Genomic DNA, 22,002 nt, shown 5'->3' with positions numbered 1-22,002 from the left:
TGGCTCTTTCTTTACGCTTATTTCATTACAAATGAATTTTTGCTAAAGGATCATAAAGGCACATTTTCAATCAAAATTTTTTTTCTCATGGATTAAAATGAAATGAGCGAACTTTTATGTACAAAAACTGACTATTTATTAGACATTATTGAATTACCAATGAATTATAAGGATAAATCAGATCTATCAGATAAGAAGGTGTTGAACTCACTAATAGCAACAAAAATTCGAGATTTGATGGAAAAGCTTCGACTCGAATCAACTGAATCAGATCAAAGAAGATGGGTATGGGAGCTATTACAGAATGCAAAAGACGTTGCCTATGACGGTGAAACAGTTCAAATTGAAATTGAATTAACTGAATCTCAAAAGTTAATCTTCAGGCATACTGGACAACCGTTTAGTATAGACAACATTACCTTTCTGATCAAACAAGCTTCTTCAAAAGAAAGAGACTTACCAGTAGACGGAAAAAATAAACCAACAGGGAAATTTGGCACCGGGTTTTTAACCACACACTTGCTTTCAGAGAAGGTACAGGTCTCAGGTGTAGTTAAGGAACCAGAACTTAATTATAGATCATTTATTTTGCCTTTAGACAGAAGTGGAAGAAATTCCGATGATATCATCGTGAGTGTAAATAAATCTGTAGCCATAAGGGATGCTTTGGATGGAAATGAACCCTTATTGACTTATAATCGGAATGATTTTAATACTTCGTTTGAATATATTCTTGGCGATGATGGTCTGGATGTAGCAAAAAAAGGGATTGAAGATTTAGGAATCTCCTTACCATACACCTTAGCATTTGTTCCTACTATTAATCATGTGAAAATTTCTTCTCCAAAAATAAGTTTTGAATTGAATGGTGTAGATGAGCTGAATTCTAAAATTAAAATTTATAAGATTAAACATACACTTAATGAGACCTCTGAAATAATCAATATCCTAAAAATAGAAGATAACGAAACTTCTATTGCTATAGAAGTTGAAAGGAAGGAAGAGAAAATATACATTAAAAAGTTTTCCGAAAATTTACCAAAAATATTTTGCGATTTCCCTTTAGTGGGAACAGAAAATTTCACATTACCATTTGTTGTAAATAGTCCTTTATTTAATCCTACCGAGCCCAGGGATGGGGTTTGGCTATCGGACAAAGCGGAGCCGAAAATAGTTCAAAACAAAAAAATTTTTTTAGATGCTATAGGGCTTTACTCTGAGCTTATGGATTTTGCCGTAGAAAACAAGTGGGAAAACTTGCATTTACTCACCACTACAGGAACCCCATCAGATAAAAAATGGTTTTCCAAAACATGGTTTGAAGAGAATATTCAAATGCCAATCCGAAATAAATTACTGAATTTACCAATAGTAACGCTAGAAGATGGCACCAAAGCAAGTATTCTCGATGAAAAGGGTGAGGCAAACATTTTTTTTCCATACCATTCGAAGAAGGATGTGCGAGAAAGAATTTGGAATCTTAGGTATAAAATTATTCCGAACAATATCCCTGCTAAAAAACACATTCACTACTGGTATGAACTAGTCTGGCAAGATTCATCCAAAGACAACATGAAGGCTTTAACAGCATATATCCATGATCTCAATAGTTTAGCGTCTTTGGCTGAGTTAGTTATAGATCCTTTACGCCCTATTGATTGGCTAAACGAATATTATGACTTGCTCAATTTCGAAGGTAAATTCATAGAAGAAATTATAGCGGGTAAATATGCGGTTATTCCTAACCAGAAAGGAGATTTTAAAAGAAGGGTGGATCTGAAAATAGACGAAGGTATTGACGAAGAATTAAAAAATGTCTTAGAGATTCTAAACGTTGACACCAGGGAAGGTCTTAGGCATAATGAAATTACAACAGCGAGTAAGTACAAAGATCGGAAAGACACGGAGGGACAAATTCTTTATAAAATTGAAAATCAGGAAGAGGTCATAAATAAAATAAACCAGCTGTTAGAATCAGGAAAAAACGAAAACTCTGAAAAAGCTACTAGCCATTTAATTTCTCTTTTCAATGATGGCGATTCATTTCCTGAATCTCGAGAGATTCTCTATCAGTTTTGTGTAGACCTATTACCGGAGGAAACTCCTCAAAAAAAGAAAATCCACAATTGGTCAAACGATATTTGGAGAAATTGTGACAGTTCAAGAATAAGAAGACTTATCTCTATAATTTCTGAAGCTCAAGATACTTGTACATTATCAACAGTCTTAAAGATCGAAAGCATCGATAGCACCTCAAAATGGCTCAACTCATTTATTTCATTTTTAAAAAATCATGGATATTCAGAATTACTAAATCTTGAAGACAATCCCATTCTTCCAAATCAGAAAAATACTTTCTGTCAAAAAGACAACTTATTTATAGAGAGGGGAAATATTGATATAGATCTTAAGAATATCTTAGATGATTTAGGTTCTCCTATAAAGGAAGAGCTTCTAAATGAACAAATTTATTTGGAACTTCCGCAGAGTAGAGAAAGAAATGAAGAATACGTGGCAGATGAAATAACGCGATTTATCACTTCTCGATTTTCCGAGATTCCTCGATCGGAAGAAACCAAGGAAATATTTAGCTCTTTATTCCTATGGTTTAATAATAATCAAGAAAAAGCAGAAGAACTATTTCAAAACCTTTATACTAACAAACATAAGCTATATGACGATGATAAAATAGCTGAAAATCTTGAAAAAGCAAGAATCCTTACTGATATAGAGAAAGAAACAGGTTTATCAGCTAATCAAATAAAAGAGAGATTAATTAAACTTTTATCAAAGGCTAATGCTACATATAACGGTCCAGTGAATTACGAGGAGCTGAATTTAATGGACTTATATCCAGTGGGCTCAGAAGATGACATCTCTACTTCCACCTCTTTAATAGATAATTCAAGCGAAAAATCTCGAATTTCTATTAGTGAGGAAGCAAAACTAATGATCTTCCAATCTCTTAGAAACAAAGGTTTCCAAATTTCAAATAATGTAAATACTGAATACACAGTTACTACTGGCATTGTAAGCCCAACAGGTAAGACGGTGAAGATTGTAATTAAAAGCGCTAGAACAGGAAAGATTTATTTCAATCCTAATGAATGGCTCGCACTCTCTGAACCTGATTCACAATTATTCGTAGTGACTAGAGGAGATGTAGTGAGAAATATAACTTTGTCAGATATTGAAGCAGTTAATGAAACTTTCCACATGCGATTTAATACTCTAGCATTTGCAATGACTAATGTAAAAGCCTTTGCCAATTTCTTCCAATATCTTCCTTATACTCATTTCATTTTTGATTCTCCAGAAAGCACATCTGATTATCTTGAACAATTCGGTTTGAATGAGAGAATTACGAATTTAAGTGAACTTTCAGCGGACGATAAATCTTTGCTGCACTAATGATTTACAGTAGAAATGAACATTGGTATTTTCTAGAGGAGGAATTAAAGGCACAAACCGAAGCTTACAAACAAAAGTTGGACACTTCTGCCTTATTTTTATTAAAGGAGCGAGAAGAACTTTTTGTTGCTCAATTCTTGAAATTCCAGGAAGGTGAAATGATACTGAAATTTTCAAACAATAGAGGGCTCCCAAGACAGGGTGAGTATCTCTATTGCTTCACAGTACCGAAGGAGCTCAGAAATTATAAGAACTGGGGAGATAGGACATTTGGTGATTTAATCAAAGCAAAATTAAATTATTCAGAAGTCGTATGTATATGGCAAGCACCATCAAATGAAAAAAATTTCAGCCTAGTGGGATTCAGAGGTGTTGAATTAGAATTTTCAACCTGCATAGAAAAGGCTGAAGGGCAAATATTTATTTTGGGACCTAATAAACCTCCGTTTGAATATATTGTTAACCTTCAGGGAATTGTGCGGAATGAAAGTAATGAGTTGCTGAAAAGAATATTTGATCAAGATTTTGACTTTTCTGACTCTACGCCTTATTATTTCGGCAATAAAGTGAATTATGTTGATTTCATTTTTGCTCAATTAGCTCTACAAGACAATTTAATCATTGAAGGTCCTCCTGGAACAGGTAAGACTTATCTTATAGCTGAAATCTGTCAGAAACTCTGCGGCCAAGGAAAATCCGTTTTAGTAACGGCATTAACTAACAGAGCTTTAATTGAAATAGTTGAAAAGCCAGCATTAAAAGAACTTCTTTCGGAACATCAAATTTTTAAAACCAAGCTTTCAGTTGACGAAGCAAGAGCAATAAAAAATTTACAAGAAGCAAAAGATTTGAATCCTCTACCAGGGAAGCTTATACTCTCAACTTTTTACATCACAAGTGGTCAGGCTAATCAAGTTAAGTATGAACCACCATTTGACTACGTAATTGTAGATGAAGCAAGCCAGGCTTTACTAGGAATGTTTGGTGGTGCGGTACTTTTAGGCAGAAAGAATATTTGGATCGGTGACACCAATCAATTACCTCCAGTCGTGGCTTTGAGTGATGACAGAATACAACGTGGAAACTACGGTGCATTAGTTGACGGTTTTAAGGCTTTATCAGAAAATTCCACAGCGCCAAATTTTCAATTGACGGAGACATATAGGTTGACCAACAGAGCTGCAAATTATACAAGTCTCTTTTACAAGAACAGTTTGAGTTCCAAGACGAAAAAAAATAATAGAGTTTCATATTCTGAAATGTCTCGGGAATATCAAAAATTTTTCAATCCCAATGGTGGTCCTACGCTAATTAGAACCTACTTAGATATAGGAAACCTAAGACCTCAAAATGCTTTAAAAATCACCAAAAATATTGTAGAAAATCTATTGGCTACCGAAGAGAATTTACATATTTCAATCTTGACCTATTTTGTAGAGACAACTAAAGCTTTACAAAGATTAATTTTTCAAAATTTTGGTTATAATAAAAATATACTTGTCGAAACTGTTTCCAGGGTGCAGGGTTTGACAACAGACGTAACAATTTTTGTTGTTCCAAATACAAGCTACCATCGATCTTTGGATAAAAGACTATTTAATGTTGCAACAAGTCGTTCTAAGAGGCATACTTTAATTATTACTGATCATGAAATTTTAACTCATTCAAAGCTCGACAATGAAGTTAGGGAATATCTTGAACGACTTAATGACGACTTTTCTTTTAAAATAAATTTTGAGACTGATTGAGAACAATTTTAAAGTTCAAATGAGATTCTTTTTCATCAATTATAATTGATCTCTAAATGAGCCTTAAAGGTAGAGAATACCATATTTCATTAGTACCATTAGATTTAAATGAGCCAATTTGATTTATCTCCAACGCCTGTTATAACTAACGTTTGAATAGCCCTTGAAAAAACAACATAATAAAGAGATTTTTCTTGTTTATAATATTCTCTTTTTTCCAATGATGAGTAGGTATCATATTCAGGGTGTTTAAATGGAACGTTGTCATCACTAAATCCTCTTACTATTAAATGTTTGAATTCGTGACCTTTAAGATTATGGAAGGTTGAAACAGTGATAGCTCCTGAAGATTTTCGTGCTGAATTGATATCTTTAAATTTTCGCTGAGCATCATTCAGTAGGACTTTCGAATCTTCAACGAGCCTATTGGTTCTACTTGCAATACAAATTTCTTCTGGGCTTACATTTTTATCTAATAAAAGCTCATCTATAAATTCTCTAATAAAATCTTCTTCTTTTTCAGGTGTGTTGAAAGTTTTATAAATAGGTTCATCTCCGTGCATAAGGCTCACGTACCCAGCATTTGTCTCCTTTTCTCCGTCAAAATTATCATAACTTTCGTTTGCCAGCAGACTAACTGCTCTTTTCTTTATCTCTTCAGTAGTACGATAATTAACCTTCAACTTTTTAGATCTCCGTCCTCTAACATTTATTTCTGATTTGGAAAAATTAATAGTTCTGCCATAAATGTTTTGAAATGGGTCGCCTACCAGGAAGAGATCATTTTCTTTCTCTACCACGAGCGACCTTAATAAGGTTAATTCTAAATTTGAAAAATCCTGAATCTCATCACAAATAATATGAGAATACGGTTTGTGGTCGGTGGTTTTAAAATGCTGAATTAGTTTGTTGCAAAGCTCGAATTTTGTGAAATTAGATTGTTTGGCTTTTTTAAATTCTTCTCCTAGCTCCCATATATGAATCTTGTCTTTTCTACCTATTCGGACAGTTCTACCCACCCGGGATATTTTTAAATACTCCTCTTGATTTCTAACATCATTGGCGAGAATGACATCGTTATATTCATCGTGTAGAAACCGTTCATCAAATGTTGAAGGATTATATTCTATAATCTCTTTCCATAATTCGATTTCTTGGGATGCGTTTATCATTCCATTTGTAGGTTCTATAAGCTCATATTTTTTAGCTAACCCGAATACTAGTTTGTCAATATTTTTAATCTCAATTTCGCCCTCCGGTATACCTAACTTTCCAATCACGGTATTCAGGTATTCTGTCAAGCTCTTAGTGTAAGTAGTAAATAATAGTGGTTTATCAAAAGATTCTAACTTATCAGTGAGATATTTTGCTCGATGTAATGCACAAACTGTTTTTCCTGTTCCGGCGCTACCGGTTACTTTTGTTGGTCCATTAAATTGGCCATATGCTATTGCACGTTGGGAAGGGTGTAGAAATAATTTCCACTTATCAAAGTCTCCAGAAAGTATATTTTCGAGTTCGCTATCGTCTGTGAGAATGTAAACACTTTTCTGTGCGTTTGAACTTAAGCCACTTATACCTTCTGATTTTCCAGCCTCAATCTCTTCTAAAATTTCTTCAATAGATATACCTTCAGACAAATAATATAAGTATTCATAAACATCTTTTGGTAGATTAGAAGCATAGCTTTCTAAATGCTCGGGGCGTTCAATTCCTCTAACAAGTGTTATTAGATTATCTGGCACACCTAACTTTTGAAGTTCTACATCACTGTAACTTTCGAATAATGTATTCTTTGTAATTGGTATAGTTGAACTAGTATATGCAGTATCCAAAGGCTTGTCATACATTTGAAATGACTGAGTGCTTTTGTTGTATTCAATAATCTTGTTTTCTGCCCAATGCATTGCTTCATCGTGGTTGTCTACCCATAATAAGTGATAACCATTTCCCTCTTCGGGAGATTTAACAATAGCTCTATACTTTTGATCGATCCTTACAGTTCGTAAACTTTGATCTTTAAACGTACTGATTTTCTCATAGTTAATGGCATTTGATGTAGGGTCTTCTTTGAATTTCTTCATGAACTCCCTAGTTTTTTTTTGCATTTTTTTAGGCAGTTCTGAAAATGCATCAAAAAACGAATCATGTATAAATAGCTTTATGGTGTGGTTCATATACTAGTCTAGTTTAAAATTTATGGGAGTGAATATTTGGTAACCATTAACTTGGAAAACTTTTTCAGATTCTTCATCAAAAGGACTTATAACAAATTTCTCAATGACAGAGCCCAGTTCTGCCGAAGCAATAATTTTATTGTCTTCAATTAAATCAAAATCAAATTCTCTATTGAATTCTATATTCTTCTCAATAAGGCGTTTTACAATATCGTGAAGGTCTTCAGAAAAATTTTCCAATAGTTCTAAATCAAATTGAAGTTTGCTTTTTATTTCCTCTGCGACAGTTTCAGGAACAACTTTAATTTGATGGAACTGCGAAAGGTTAAATACCTTCCAGAAAAGGATCCAGTTTTCTTTTTCCCAGAATTTTGATTTTTGGTAGGAACCAAATCCCTTTAAATTAAAATCTTTGCCCCTAATAAAGACTTGAATTTGTGCCTGATGATTGAAATTAAAGGAGTCTATTCTAGCGTAATCTTGTGCATTTTTTTCATTAGATTTTTCACCGCTAAGCCAATAATTCTCAATCATTGTGTTAACCTCTGATTCCTTATAGGTAGTTCCTAAGCGCTCTTGTTGGCAATGAAACAATAGTAAACTTGACCACAACTGTAGATTAAATTTCGTCAGTGGATTGACCAATAAGTGGAAAAACCTTGTAAGATTATTTTCGAAAAAAATATCTGTCACATCATAACCCTTGAATAGGGGATGCTTTGCGAAAATTATGTTCCCAATAAATTTCTCATCTTGCTGAAGCCCAATGATATCTTTTTCATTGGCATTATTCTCAGAAAAGTCATTCCATGTAAAAATCCATTGATGATATTTTTCAGATTCGGTAATATTATTTCTAATAGCTAAATCAGACGGAAATCTTGGGTGTCGTTCACTCGCGTGAAACTCGTAACCGTCTAAATAAATTGCTATAGACTTTATCTCGTCACATTCATCCATAGACCAACTCTTCCCATCAGATGATCCACCTACACACTTTAGCACAAAATCTGGTCTAGTTTTTAGTTGAATGTTTTGAAGTGGATTCCCAAGGTTTTGTGGGTGTACTTTGTAAATAATTTCATTCTCAAAGTAAATGAGTTTGAGCCTATAAACCTTAAGACCCTTTTCGTTGTCTGGTTCGAAAGTAGAGCCTTTATATTTTTTGACTAATTCTTCCAAATAATTGACAAACTTCCATTCAAGATCAGATTCCTCACTATTGGCAAAGCTGCTTACGTTTTGAAGGCTTTCTATGCTATTCCACTCATCTGTTTTTTCAATGATGTTGCTAAAAAGTTCTTCGGCTTCAGATCTACTTAAGACGGTTCTTTCATATTGGTTTCCATAAGTGTAAATGCACCGGTAACAGCCATCCTTCCCTTCTTGCTTACAACTACAGTAGGCAATACGCTCGTGAGCCTTTTTTAAAATTTTAGTAAATATTTGAATATCAAAAAGTTTTGAAAGATACCCTGTTCCTCCAGGTATCGTCTCATAAAATACTAGATACCTATCCTTTCGATTAGACGTTTTATTGAAAATTTCATTTTCTCTAATGAGTATATGATCGGGTTTTCCCTTAAAATATTCTTTAAGCCCTAACATAAGTCCTGCCTTAAATAAAGCAATGCGCTCTTCTGATCTAAATTCCTGAACAGGAAGTAAAATCGACAACGCTTCAGTATTAAACTTTCGATATAAGTAAATTTCCTTAAAAACTTCGTCGGCTTTATCTTCGTAAATAGCCTCTTTGTTCGAGCAATATGGAAAGTGATAGGATCTTCGATTTCTTCCGGTTAGTTCATTTTCTGTAAGAATCTTTTCTGTAGATTTTCCGCAAGTTTGACAAACTATAAAACCAACCTCTGGATGTTTGTCACCGTTTATTTCTATTTCACGAGTACTATAAAACCCTTCTTCTCTTATACCTGTGTTGATTTCTAAATATTCAACATCTTGAAAAAACTCAATGCCGAAAGGCACTCGTTTTAGCACGTGCGCTCCTTTTGAAGATTTGTTATTGATTTTTATATGAATAGATTTCTGATAAAATTTTCTATCACGGTCATCTGACGCATCGTTAATTTTAGATTGTTCCTTATCATTAACAGAAGTAACCGCCTGAAGTCTAACTAATGTTTTCTTGTTGTTCAAACTGGACCAAGAGCCATGGCCACATACTGGACAATCTATATGCTTTTTTTGAGCAAGCACATCACTTTCTACGTGATCGCAATTGCTACAAAATCGATATTCTTCAAATTCCTCACGCGATTTAATTTCAAGTCCTTCAGATTTAAGTTTATAACCTTGAGAATAAAATGTGTTGGCAGGTGCAAGTTCAGTTAATGCTGAAGAACTAGGCCTAACAATCTCGCTAAAATCTTCATATACATATTCCGTTTGACCATCTACATCTTTCTTGCGTTTAATCTGTGCATTGAGCGTTACACCTGTTTCGGGAAAAGCGTAATTAGGTAAAACCCCTATGTTAGTGAGATATTCTATTACATTTCTTCTATTGATATTTGCCATTGCACTTGATAATGCGCGCTTTTCATTCTTTAGTATCACTGTATCATTACCTGACTCGGGCAAATCCTTAAGCTGTTTGATAACTGATGTACGTTTCTTCTCAAAATATGTTAGCTCGGCAATTAAATCTTTATGTATCCTCGTCAGGTCATTGGTAATTAATCCATCATTTAAATCTTCGCGAATCTTTAGCAGACTTGCAGATTCCTTACCTAATTGATCAATATATTGATCTATAAAAGCTTTGTAAAGTTGATTTTTTTGAGATTCTATGAATGATGCGATTTTCTGAAAAACAAAATTTGGGTCACCAATTGGTATGGACTTCAATTTTAGCTTTTTCACACGACCTGGAATTTTATTTTCTTCAGGATCTAGAGTGGCCCAAGTGTCAAAACAAAATGCCATAAAGTGACGTCTCAAAATATCTTTGGCTTCAAGATAGCACGCTGGAGTTTTTATTTCACCGCTCATCATATCCTGTGGGTCTTGAAAATAGTAAAGGTCGTGTTCACCACGTCCCGCCAAATTCAAAATCATAGATGTACCGCTTGATCTACCAGCTCTACCTATACGCTGCAAATAATTTGATGTCTCTGGTGGTAAGGATGAATTAAACGTTACATTAAGATCGCCTATATCTATACCCATTTCCAGTGTACTTGTAGCCACTAGTACATTAGTACTATTATGTCTTGGTTGCTTCTTGAAATCGTTTTCTAACTCCTCTCTTTCTGAACGGTCTATAAGGCCTGTATGATCTCTAGCAAAAATGCGTAGCGATCTACCACGGTTATATACCATTCGATAATAATCTAAGGCAGCATTGGTAGTAATTTCATAATTACCCGAGCAACGATATTGAAGGCATTTCATTCCTGTCATTAGGTCTGTTGCTTCTTGGGTTGTATTTAGTTGATGTCCACATTTTTTACAGGCGAACTGTGCAACTACAGGACTTACAAAAATCATATTTTCGGCAAGACCATAGTTTGTTGTTCCTGCTGCTACTTTTTTATCTAAAATATTATTAGAATCCAAATAATCTAGTAATTGCCCATAAAACTCATTGATCAGGGCTGTTTCTTGGGCACCTACAAGTTCAAAACACTTTTTGAAATAAGTGCTGAACCAATTATCATTTTTGGTCATTTGAACTACGTCAAAAGCTCTAGTATTCGCTCCTGGTGAGAGAGCCAAAAACTTTGGTAATCTCGATGAACTCCCAAAATTACGCATCAAGAAAAACTGTCTATTTACGTTTCCTCTAGTTCCCAATAAATACCATCCTGTTCGCTCAGTTCTGTACTTTTTAAGATACCTATGATCTACACCACCTTTGGTACGTAGCCTATGTAAAACTCCGTTAAGAAATTTTAAAAAGGGTTCTTTTTCAACACGATTTCCTAATTCATTTTGATCTAACCAATACTTGAGCTGGTCATATACCTCTCTCATTGTATCGTCATTAAAATGGGTTGCTGAGGCTCCCGTTTTCTCCAAAGTTCGCCCTATGATAGAACGGTAGGAAAACTCTGCCCATACCTCCCAAGACATTCTATTGGCAAATTCGGTATCAAAGGTTTGACTTAAGCGACCATCTTTGTTTCGGTGATCATCAATTTCTAATCTCGCATCACAGTCTGGTGGAAAGAACTTGTAATAGTGGGATTCTAGATCTCCTTTCTCAAGGGCGTAGTTTTTCCAGTATGCATTAAACTCTTCGTATAAATTATTCAAGGATATAGCCTCTGTTCTATCTTTTAAAATGGTCTGGATAGCATGACGTATTCCAAATCTAAAGTTTCTATTTTCTATAAATCCTGCCTGGTGTGCAGCATCCTGAACACCATTTGTAAATGCAAGCAATTTACGCTGTGCATCTGGAGTTGGATCTGTAGCAGTGGCAAGTATCTGTGCCGATGCAATAGATTCTAAGGTAGGAACTCCAGTACCTATTAGTGAGAGTGTATTCTGAGAGTTACAATGTGGGCAAATTTTATCTATATGATTACCGTTTGTGATGCGAGTCCCTAAGATTTTGAAATATTCATCACTCTCTTTATGGTCATAAATACTCAAGGATTCAGGGTGCATATAGCCTTCTATACAATCTCCTGTAGGCGTATAATCTGCGGCATAAACGTCTATGTCACTTCTGTTTTCGAGACTACTTATAAAATAGATGTTCTTATTACCCGTATTTCCTATAAATTGTTGTCTCGTCTTCTTTAGATCCTCTTCAAAATTAAAGCTGTGTTCTTTTTTAATACCTATCCAACCGCTACCACCACAATCCCTGCAAAAGTATGGCGGCAATGCTTTTACTTTATTTATAGGGTTGCGGTCACGTTCCCATTCAAATACAGCATTGGGTTGTACTAATCTTGTAATCTTATTTAAGCTACGCAACCAGTACGTAAGCTGAAGGTATAGAAAAGGAAACATTCTGCTTCCTGAAGGTTCTTTGGCATAAGTGATGAGCGCAAGCAAGGAACCAAAAAAGAGTTCAATTTCTTCCTTTTCTAACGACTTATCGATCTGAGATGCCCAATCCGCCAATAACGGTTTAATTTCTTTGACTTCAGAATTAGTTAATTTGAGTAGTTCAAAAAACCACGCGTTCTTTTTTAATGCCGAACCTAACCTAACAGGATCATAGCCCGTGTAACCCCAGAAATCTAGTTGACGTTCAAGATAACTATTATAGGTATCATTTTCACGGAAGCGACATTCATTATTTCTATTTTTATCTATGATAGGAATTTCTTGTTCCAACTCAAAAAAGTCATCTGCTTCCTGTCGTTGTTCTTCTATAATTGCATCTGTGGAAACCTTAACACCAAAAACCTTTGAGAAGAAATCAACCAATTCTACTTTGCCTTCTTCTCCACCAGCCATTGTGGCACTGGTTCCTATTGGCACAATCTGATCTTTGGGAACCTTAAGTTTTAATTTTAGACGTCGCAATAGGTTTGCCACATCAGATCCCTTAGCACCATCGTAGGTATGTAGTTCGTCTAGGACTATAAATTTAAGCAGACTGGTATTTTTAAAATTGTATTTCCACAAGTTATGAAAGCGACCTTGCAAGAGGGAAAAATCCAGCATCTTAAAATTCGTTAACAAGATGTCTGGCGGCGATTTTACAAGCGCATCACGATCTTCTATAATATGATCTTCGCCCATCCTTGTTGCTCGTGTACCATTCTTATCCTTGCCTTCTCCTATAAAGAGTCCTGCACGTATATTTCCTTTTAAAACTAGATTACCATCCTTATCTGTAAAGCTGTTAATCTCTTGAGCTATTCTTCTGGCTTGATCTGTAGCCAAAGCATTCATAGGATATAAAATAATGGCTTTAATACCTGGCTTGTCTCTATGTTGATAACAGTAATCCAATAATGGGAATAAGAAACTCTCCGTCTTACCAGATCCAGTCCCTGTAGTTAGAATGACTGGTTCTGGGTTGTGACCGTTGCGTGTTGACAGTTTTTTAAAAGTAACAAACTGATGATGGTAAGGATCAAACGCTGGTTTTACAAATAAGGCTTTATCAAAAACTTCCTTGTCATGATCGCTCTCTATCTTATCAAATGGCAATCGCATCTGAATAAATGGGCCTTTGAACATTCCCTTAGGTTCATTAAGTAAAAAATCCTCAAAAGATTGATCAAGTTGTGCATCTTCAAAATTGAAGGTGGAACGTAAGTAATCTACTACCGCACGTTTTATTTCATTCGCCTGTAATAATGGTAGCATATTTAAATAGTTTCAAGATTAAACACCTTCTCAAAATGCGCCCAAGCGTTCTTATAATCATCTACACGGTCACATTTATCAAAAGGAGCGTGATAGGTTATTTGCCTACCGTTGTACAACTCGCTTTTTTCAATGGTGTGAACATGGGTTTCTCCAGTTTTCAGATCTTTTATTTCATTCCAAATTTTAGAATCAACGCCCACTGCTTTAAGGCCTTGATGGTTGATATTGAAAACAATTTTTCCATTTGAATCATAAAAGGTATTGTCCTCAAATTTTTCAAAAACCGAAAATTGAATTTTGAAAATGCTTATCAAATCTTCTAACGAAAGTTTTAAAGCCATAGCCACTATAACATCAATTTCAACAAGCGCTTCTCTGCGTTCAAAATGATTTCTAAACGGAGTGATTTCAGCATTCCATTTATTAGTTAATAATATATAGCTTGATAATCGAAAATCATCCTTGTACCAGCTAATATCTTTAAAATCATCTTGAAATAATTCGTCCCACAAATCAGAATAATATGTATTTAGGCAATTTAAGCGTAGAACCCTTGGAACTAACTGGTCTCTAAAAATAGTATCTATTCCTAACGGAAAGGTATTTAATCTACTATCTGTCAAATTTGTTACATTCATTGTTTTAAGATAAAAATCTAAAACAGTAGAATGGGTTAATCCCGCCAATTCAACTAAATCAATCGATTTTTTTGTGGATACACTAATTACACCATTAATATGCGAAACTTTGGGTGGGATTATACAGCTCTGTAAAGTTCTTTCAGACATTGAATCAATCATTTTACTACAAGCTAATTTGTAGTTTTCAATCCATAATTCTGAATTGAAATAACCATTTCCTTTAGCATATTCATCAAGGTTTTGAGCTGGTATGTATTTAGTCCTCGGGACAAAATCCTTTTCAATTTCCATCAAATCTAGGACGTCAAAATCATTATGATTATTAACAATCTCTTGAGGACTTCTATATAATGGATTTGCAACAAAAAAATGAGGGCCACTATAAACTAGTTGATATTCTTCAATTTTTGGATAAGTAACTTCCTCTTTGATCAATCCAGTTTGATTCTCTATAGAGTATTGTTCATTTGTTTCGTGTAAACCTTCGGATATTTTATGATTAAATCCGCTTAATCTATTAGCAAAAGCCTCTAGCTTCTCTAGAACATCAAAACTTTCTTTAGAATAAATTGATACCAGTTTAACTTCTTTTTTAGAATCAGATTGATTAAAAATTTCTTTTAAACTAGATAATTTATCGGCATCATAATTTATGATACGGCTTTTGTAGCCTTCAACATTCCATTCATAAATTCCTGTAGCATCGTTTTTCTTCTTCATTCCAAAAATTAACTTGGATCCAGAATCTTTATAAGACTGATAAATAGTTGAGGGATGATATAGATTACTTATCGAATCAAAATTTACTTCTCCTTTACTTCCATAATAGACATTTACACCATAGGTAATTTTGTCCTTTATTTCTGAAAAAAGCATTTTCTTATTTTGAAAATGGAAGTGATATTTTAACCTTGGATATATTTCTTTTCGTAATAGTTGACCTCTTGGATCGTCATAAATACTATCAGGATGTAGTAAACCTAGAAAACCTTTCGGGCTTGTAAGTGATAAACCGTTTTCAACTATACATTTATACAGATTTGTTTGTTGCCCTTTTAATAATGGATAATTCTGTCGTCCATTCATGAAATTAGAAGCAGAATCGATAGCAATATTTTCTTTGAGATATTGATTCTTATAATTTTCTGACTCGAAGTACTTTCTTCTAAATTGAACAACCTTAGATGCGGATGCTCCTCGTAATTCTAATTCAGGATAGTTTTCAGAAATAATTGATTTTTCTTCAAAAGTTAATTTTAACCAAGGTGGATTCCCCACAATCACATCAAAACCACCACGCTCCTTAAACACTTCGACAAACTCGATCTCGTTATGAAAAAAGCGATGCTGCTCGGCAAGTGCCTGCACATAGATTAAACGGTCTGGATTGTCAAATAGAGTACCTCCGCGTGCCTTGTTACGTATTTGTTCCTTAATACTCTGGGCATCTGCATTGTTTTTAAGCTCTGCGCTGTCTATCTGCAAGATGCTTTCTATTTCGTTATACCACTCTGTACGTTTTGGTAAGAGTGTGACATCGCGAACGTCCCAAAACCATAGGCTGCACCAGTAATCCAGTATGGTTTTGAGCTTGTAATATGGCGCCTGTCGGTCCTTTCGGGATTCGGTTAGGCGTTCTTTTTCGTCATATCCTTTTGTAGCTGTTTGTGGGCTAGGTTGGCCATACACAGGATAGATAGAAGAGGTATCTGCAATCATCCCTTTTTGGGATTTGTAGTGATCCTCGAGCAATACATCAATGGTATCACATATTTTGCCTAATCGTATGATCTCAGTTTTGGTTAAGGGTTTTTTAAACCCACTTCGCCAATTTTTAAAACCATCTATTTCAGCATCTGTCAATTCCTCTTTTAAAAGCTTTATTCCAAAACTGGGAACCATATTGTCATCTGGTAACAGAAAATGATAGATCTGTCCTTGCTTTCGCGAAAGGGTACCATTCTTCTTCCATCGTATGCGTTTAGGAGCTTTTTCCCACCATGATTTCATAATGGGCTTAGAAGAAATCGCGCCAGATGCAGTTATTGCGAACTCACGTTCGATATCTTTTTCATCATAAACTTTAAGCCAAGCACCCACCACAGCATTTCCGGCACCTAACCGATGTGCGAAGAAGGGTGTCTCCATATTCTTATGCATACAGTTGAGCCATAGGGATAACTTTCCTAATTCAACTGCAGTTGGGTTAAGATCGACACCGTACACATTGTTTGCTGCAATCAAGGCTTTTACTTTTTGCAGTTCGTCTTTATAATCGCCAGGGGTAATGCGCTTGCGACCTATAGCCTGTTGTTCTGCTTCCTTAAGTTCCAAATAGGCTACCGATAGCTGATTAATTACCTCATTATGGAAGGCAGCTGCACCCATTGCTGGTTCCAAAATTTTGAGCTCCAAAATCTCATCTGCGCAAGGAGTTCCTGTCAATATTCCATCTACAAAGGCTTGTTGTACTTTAAGACGGTCAATGATTCCTTTCAGTGTGTATTTTACGGTGCAATGGGTCAATACCTCTGGGGTATAATACGATGCCGAATTTTTACGGTCACGCCCATTAAGACGATAAACAAAATGCCCTTTTTCGATGAGCACATCCTGTTCGGGATGTTCCTCCTTTTTTAAAATTTCCTTCTCCTTAAAATCATCACGTCGGCTTTTAGGCACTAAAAAAGCACTACCGTTGCCGTTTTTATCATTTGCATTTTTTACTTCAATAAGGTCTTCACCAGCAAAGAAACCAGAATAGGCAAGCAAACTTTCATACACACTACCCAACTGGTTAATCCCCAGATTAGAATAAGATATACGCCCCACCCTCTTGTTATTGGTGCGTTTAGAAAGGGATAACCTCAATACAATCTCTTTAAGGACCACATTTCTGAATTGGACACCTTGGAGGTGTTTCAGTTGGTCATTATCAAACATGGGCGAGTCCAGGGGTTGTAAATCAAAACCTCCATCATTTGTTGAGCCCTGATGCATAAAATCGAACAGCTTCCAAAGACTTTCTGAAAAGAAATAACCATTGAGGGAAGAGTCGGTGGTGAGTTTCACCATCTCCAGATCTCGCAACATCTCAAGACTATAGCCTTTCTGGTAGGTAGCGTCTTTTACAGGGAGTATCTCAAGGTCGGCACGAGATTCTGCATAAAATATAAAGAGTAAACGATATACGAAATTGAGGCACTCATCCTTTAGTTCGCGTGCAAAGTTTTCGTTCTCTAATTGTTTATTTATTTTTTGCTTTTCCTCTAATGTGATTGCATTATTAAGCCTAAAGTTTATAGCTTCATTAGCAAGTGCTTCAACGGCATAGATAACAGCGCTTTTGAGCGTAACGGTCACGCCGTAACTAGCTTTATGTGCATCTTCTTCCAGTCCTTTAAGGATGCTTTCGGTTTCGGAAATGAATTGCTTTTTAGCCAGTAAGGCGTAAAAGAGTGCTAGGTAGTTTTTGTTTTGCGGTGTTTTAGCTTCAGTAAAGAGTACTTCAAGATCGATAAGCAAATAGCTATCAAACTTCCATTTCTCATATTGAATAAGGAAGATTTTAGGTCCTGCAAGCATAATGAGATAGGTAGGCCGTTTTTCTTCTGGCAACAGGAATAATTCAGAAAGCGCCTCCTTAATAACCTCAGGACGTATGTCGTATTGATTCCACTGTGGATTATTTGGCAATACACTTTGCCATTCTTTACGGATATAACTCTGTTCGTACAGACCATCCGGGTCAATATCACCTTCCTGAATCATCGCCTGCATCTCCATAATGTAGAGAAACGGCTTGTTGTTTTTATGGAAACGGAAACGCACTGGAATGATTTTATTATCGTCCATTACTACAGGTTCATCATACGGTTCTGTTCCGTTGATGTATCCAAGAGCATTGAGGAGCTCTGTATGAAATATGTGGGTGCGTTTTACTTTATCCTCTGTGCGGCGAAAATTTAATAAATCGCTTTTAAATTTGTAGTATTTCTCGCTTAAAGGCTGAACTTTTTTATTGAATTCTTTTATGTGGTCTGCTCCATAGACAGACTTATCAAACACCTTCTTAGAGAAATCATCATCAAAAAAGTGCTGTGAAAAGTAATCGCCTATATTTTCTATAAATTCTGTCATTGGTCTATTTGAGAGAGGTTTCGATTATGCCCAACCTTACATCGCACTTGATTTTTTTGGTATATCTTTTTTTTTAAACATTGTAAAAAACTGCGATTACTCGTAAAAAGGGTTCATTTTCTAATTGAAAATATTCTTGGTAAAACTTATCCATCTGTTCCTTTACATGGTTCACTTCATTTTGACGTTTTTTCTTGTGAAAAGAAATGTTGCCAGTTTCTTCCGAACCAAATTTTAGCTCCATCTGGCTTTCTGAATTCCGAAGCCATTTGTTCAACTTTTCTTGATAATGTTCCAGTTTTTCTTCCATTTCATCTTCCAGATCGCCCTGCAGTTTTAGTTTGTAAACTTTTTTGGCAGTAACCACTGCTTCTGATAATAAGGATTTTAAAATGACTAACTGGTCACTTGTAGTTTCTAATTCCGATAAAGTATCCTTAAGTCTGTACTGAATCAAAAATTCTTGAAAGGTTTCCAAGCTTACAGAGTTTTTGCCATCAAAAGATTTTCCCACCACAAATGTTTTGGAAAACATAGGTTTTCCTTGTTGGTTAGATGTGATTCCTTGAAATACAAACCACGCCATATTTTTAGGTAATGGATCACGTAATCGTGCAACTAAAGCTTTACCACGGTCAACTTGGCCTAGCAGTTTATACTGCATCCATTTTGCTATTGGATTAAGATCGTAAAGTAATTGGAATTGTGGCCATTGGTTTTGCTTCTTTCGTGAAAGCACAATAGCTTTCTCTACGATATTTTTATCTGTGGTTAATTTAAACGTTTCATTATTTTTTGGGAAAGCTTCCTCGGGTAAATCATAAAGCACACCGTTTACCGAAAGGTCTTCAAATTGTTCAATCTCAATAGTTTTTGCAGTAGGATCTACGTCAATATACTTAATCAACCTGTCATCTGTTCTTTTGAGTTCGTCAATAAGTGATGAGTAGTATTGGAAATCATCTTGATAGAAAGATTCGAAACCTTCATCTTTAGTCACTTCTTTAACTGAATGTGATGTGTCTAGCAGCATTTCAGTAAACCAATCACCATCATGCTCATTTTGGACTTCTTTTTCCTCAAGTACAGCTGCATTAGATTTTGCTAAGGCTTTTTTTACTAAGTCTTCTTCACCAATAGCATCAAATACCCCCATCATACCTCCTGCGTCACCAAGACTCTTATGCACTTCTTCTTCCTTTTCCTTCAATCGTTCAATAATGCGAATGTCACCTTGTACATCTTTGCTTTCAGATCTCCCAACCAAATAATAGATGTATGGTGTTTTAGTTTGACCAAAGCGGTCTATACGTCCATTACGTTGATCTAAGGTGATGATGGACCACGGGATGTCGTAGTTAAACATTTGATTACAAAAGTAATGAAGGTTGACACCCTGACTTCCCGCATCGGAGGCTAGAAATACTTTGATTGTACTATCTTCTTTAGAAAAATCTTCAAGAATATGTTGCTGTTCAATATCCGTTAAACTTCCGTTGAATTGAACCAAAGCATTATCCTTTAACTTAAAATCTTCCTTAAGGTTTTTCTCCAACTCGTTGAGTGTTGGCCTACGTTCAGCAAAAATAATGATACGCTCATCGTTCTTTTTGCCTTTCCATCCCAATTGGGCTAATTTGAAAAGCAACTGGCTGTATTTTGCGTCACTTTTTTTCTCTACAATTTTTTTTAGAATATACTTTAGTTCTAATAAATAATCGGTTACATAGTCATCGTCGCTTTCCTTTTCTTTCTCCAATCTATTATTTACAGTTACTAAACACGCTTTAGGCGAGGACATATAAGCTTTAAATAAACCTATGGAAAAAAGTAATGGACTAGCTTTCCAGTTGCCACCACTTTTTTTAATGGCATGATGCTTCAATTCTTGAATAATGCGCAGTGCTTCTTCCTCTCCAGTACCCAAATTACACACTATAGTTTCTACCGCGCGATCTTGAAATGCATCTCCAACTTCATTTTCTATATCTTTTTTGAAACGTCTTACATACAAGGGCTCAATATCTTCTTTAGTAAAATCTCCATTATAAGGAATTGCGGTTGGATCAAGCATACCTATTAAATTGGCAAAATTTTCTTTCTTACCGTTATGAGGTGTGGCAGACGTCAGCACCATAGCCTCTGTACGCTCCGAAAGAAATTTCGCGAGGTTACCTCGTTGGGAAGATGTATTTGCTACCGTATGACACTCGTCTATTGCCACAATATCCCAATGAACTTTTTCGAGATCGTGTCTATATTTTTTATGACGTTTTAAGGTATCGATGGAGACAATTACCTTGTCATAATAATGAAATGGATTTTTATTAGAAGGAAGTTCAGTTTTAATCCGAGCTATGCCTTGAGAGTCTAGTCGCACCAATGGAATAGCGAAGCGTGCCCAAATTTCTTGTTGAAATTGAGCGAGAATGGATTTAGGTGTAATAACTAATATTTTCTTTCCCTTTCCACGGCGTATGAGCTCTGCCATAAAAATACCCACTTGAACCGTTTTACCTAACCCTACCGCATCTGCAATTAGTAGTTTAGGTTGTGGAAGAGCTAAAGCCTTGATGGTAGATTCAAATTGGTAATTTGCTCCTCTCAAAGCTGCTTTATGAGCAATTTCAATATTTTCTGAATAGTGGGAAGAATTTCTAAAGATGGTCTCTAGAAACAATTTTGTCTGTCGGTAATTTGTCGTTACATCAGCAACTAATTCGGTTTCTTCTGGTTGTATTACTTGAAAATCTTCCAGTCTCAAATCGAACTGAAAGCTTTGGCCGTAAACCAATTCAGAAATACCTTCGGCATCTATAATATGGTGTTCTCTATTGGTAATTAAAAAGTCTTCTCCTCTTAACTTGATACGAATGCCAGGGGTAACCTTATGACTTAAATCATCTATAGTGTTTTGATTCAAATTTGAAAAATTATGATTTAAAAATACTTCTTTTTAAGAACTAGTAGGGATAGTTATTAGAGGCCTAATTTAGAAAAATTTAACAACATTAAAGGGATTCTGTACTAGTAAGAATAGATAATCTTCTACGACTTTAAAAGCAAATAAGTTAAATGGAATTCGAATTTGCTTATGGTAACAAAACAATATACCACTTAAGTAAAACTTTCGCTCATGTAATAACTGTATACTTTTTATAAAAATTGAAATGGTTGCAAGGGTGGGGGATCCTACTTTTTTAAACCAAACCCAGCAAAAATACTCCACTAATTTTATTACCGTTATAGTGGTACTTATGATCTTTATCGGGATGTGGTAATTAATATAATATATTACAAAAAAATGAGCCGTTGTACGCCGTTGCAACGGCTGTGTTTACTGGATTTTGGATTTGTGAAACTGCACAAAAAAAGAAGGAGCCGTTGCAACGGCTAACAAATTGTTTAATAAAACCGTTGAGAACCCTTTGCAGATCCGTTGGAACGGCTTCCAGCGGTGTCGTTGATTGCTGTTGCAATCTTGTAATGGTCGGAACGTCGGCCATTATTAAACTCTTACGGCCACGGTTAGTAATTTGAACGGCACCGTTAATTTACCGTTACACCCAAAGGTGCAGCCGT

The 22,002-nt window shown here is 35.4% G+C and carries 6 protein-coding genes; 2 read left to right on the top strand and 4 right to left on the bottom strand.

Features of this window, described 5'->3' with window-relative positions:
• Positions 1 to 102 precede the first annotated feature (102 nt).
• Positions 103 to 3,411 carry a sacsin N-terminal ATP-binding-like domain-containing protein gene (locus tag ACKGJN_RS06280; protein WP_409538604.1) on the top strand — a complete coding sequence of 1,103 codons (3,309 nt, stop codon included), beginning with the start codon at positions 103 to 105 and terminating at the stop codon, positions 3,409 to 3,411.
• Entirely contained in the window at positions 3,411 to 5,159 is a 1,749-nt protein-coding gene (locus tag ACKGJN_RS06275; RefSeq protein WP_409538603.1) for an AAA domain-containing protein, read from the top strand. Before ACKGJN_RS06280 ends, ACKGJN_RS06275 begins: the two co-directional genes overlap by 1 nt.
• A gap of 104 nt (positions 5,160 to 5,263) precedes the next feature.
• Here ACKGJN_RS06275 and ACKGJN_RS06270 read toward each other — a convergent pair whose 3' ends face one another.
• From ACKGJN_RS06270 to ACKGJN_RS06255, 4 genes are all read right to left on the bottom strand, one after another.
• A complete protein-coding gene (locus ACKGJN_RS06270) occupies positions 5,264 to 7,336 on the bottom strand; it encodes a UvrD-helicase domain-containing protein (protein ID WP_409538602.1) in 2,073 nt (690 codons plus the stop codon).
• 3 nt (positions 7,337 to 7,339) lie between these two features.
• Complete coding sequence (locus tag ACKGJN_RS06265; RefSeq protein WP_409538601.1) at positions 7,340 to 13,636, bottom strand: DEAD/DEAH box helicase; 6,297 nt, start codon at positions 13,634 to 13,636, stop codon at positions 7,340 to 7,342.
• A gap of 2 nt (positions 13,637 to 13,638) precedes the next feature.
• Complete coding sequence (locus ACKGJN_RS06260) at positions 13,639 to 18,420, bottom strand: Eco57I restriction-modification methylase domain-containing protein (RefSeq protein WP_409538600.1); 4,782 nt, start codon at positions 18,418 to 18,420, stop codon at positions 13,639 to 13,641.
• Positions 18,421 to 18,493: 73 nt separating this feature from the next.
• A complete protein-coding gene (locus ACKGJN_RS06255) occupies positions 18,494 to 21,343 on the bottom strand; it encodes a DEAD/DEAH box helicase (RefSeq protein ID WP_409538599.1) in 2,850 nt (949 codons plus the stop codon).
• Between the last annotated feature and the right edge of the window lie 659 nt (positions 21,344 to 22,002).

The organism is Gillisia xinjiangensis (assembly GCF_046298265.1).
Lineage (GTDB): Bacteria > Bacteroidota > Bacteroidia > Flavobacteriales > Flavobacteriaceae > Gillisia > Gillisia xinjiangensis.
Note: the sequence above shows the minus strand (reverse complement) of the source record. Positions and strands in the feature narration are given on the sequence as shown.

Excerpts from the sequence above, each read along its gene's own strand:
- ACKGJN_RS06280 (WP_409538604.1), top strand. The coding sequence starts at position 103 with ATGAGCGAACTTTTATGTACAAAAACTGACTATTTATTAGACATTATT.
- ACKGJN_RS06275 (WP_409538603.1), top strand. The coding sequence starts at position 3,411 with ATGATTTACAGTAGAAATGAACATTGGTATTTTCTAGAGGAGGAATTA.
- ACKGJN_RS06270 (WP_409538602.1), bottom strand. The coding sequence starts at position 7,336 with ATGAACCACACCATAAAGCTATTTATACATGATTCGTTTTTTGATGCA.
- ACKGJN_RS06265 (WP_409538601.1), bottom strand. The coding sequence starts at position 13,636 with ATGCTACCATTATTACAGGCGAATGAAATAAAACGTGCGGTAGTAGAT.
- ACKGJN_RS06260 (WP_409538600.1), bottom strand. The coding sequence starts at position 18,420 with ATGACAGAATTTATAGAAAATATAGGCGATTACTTTTCACAGCACTTT.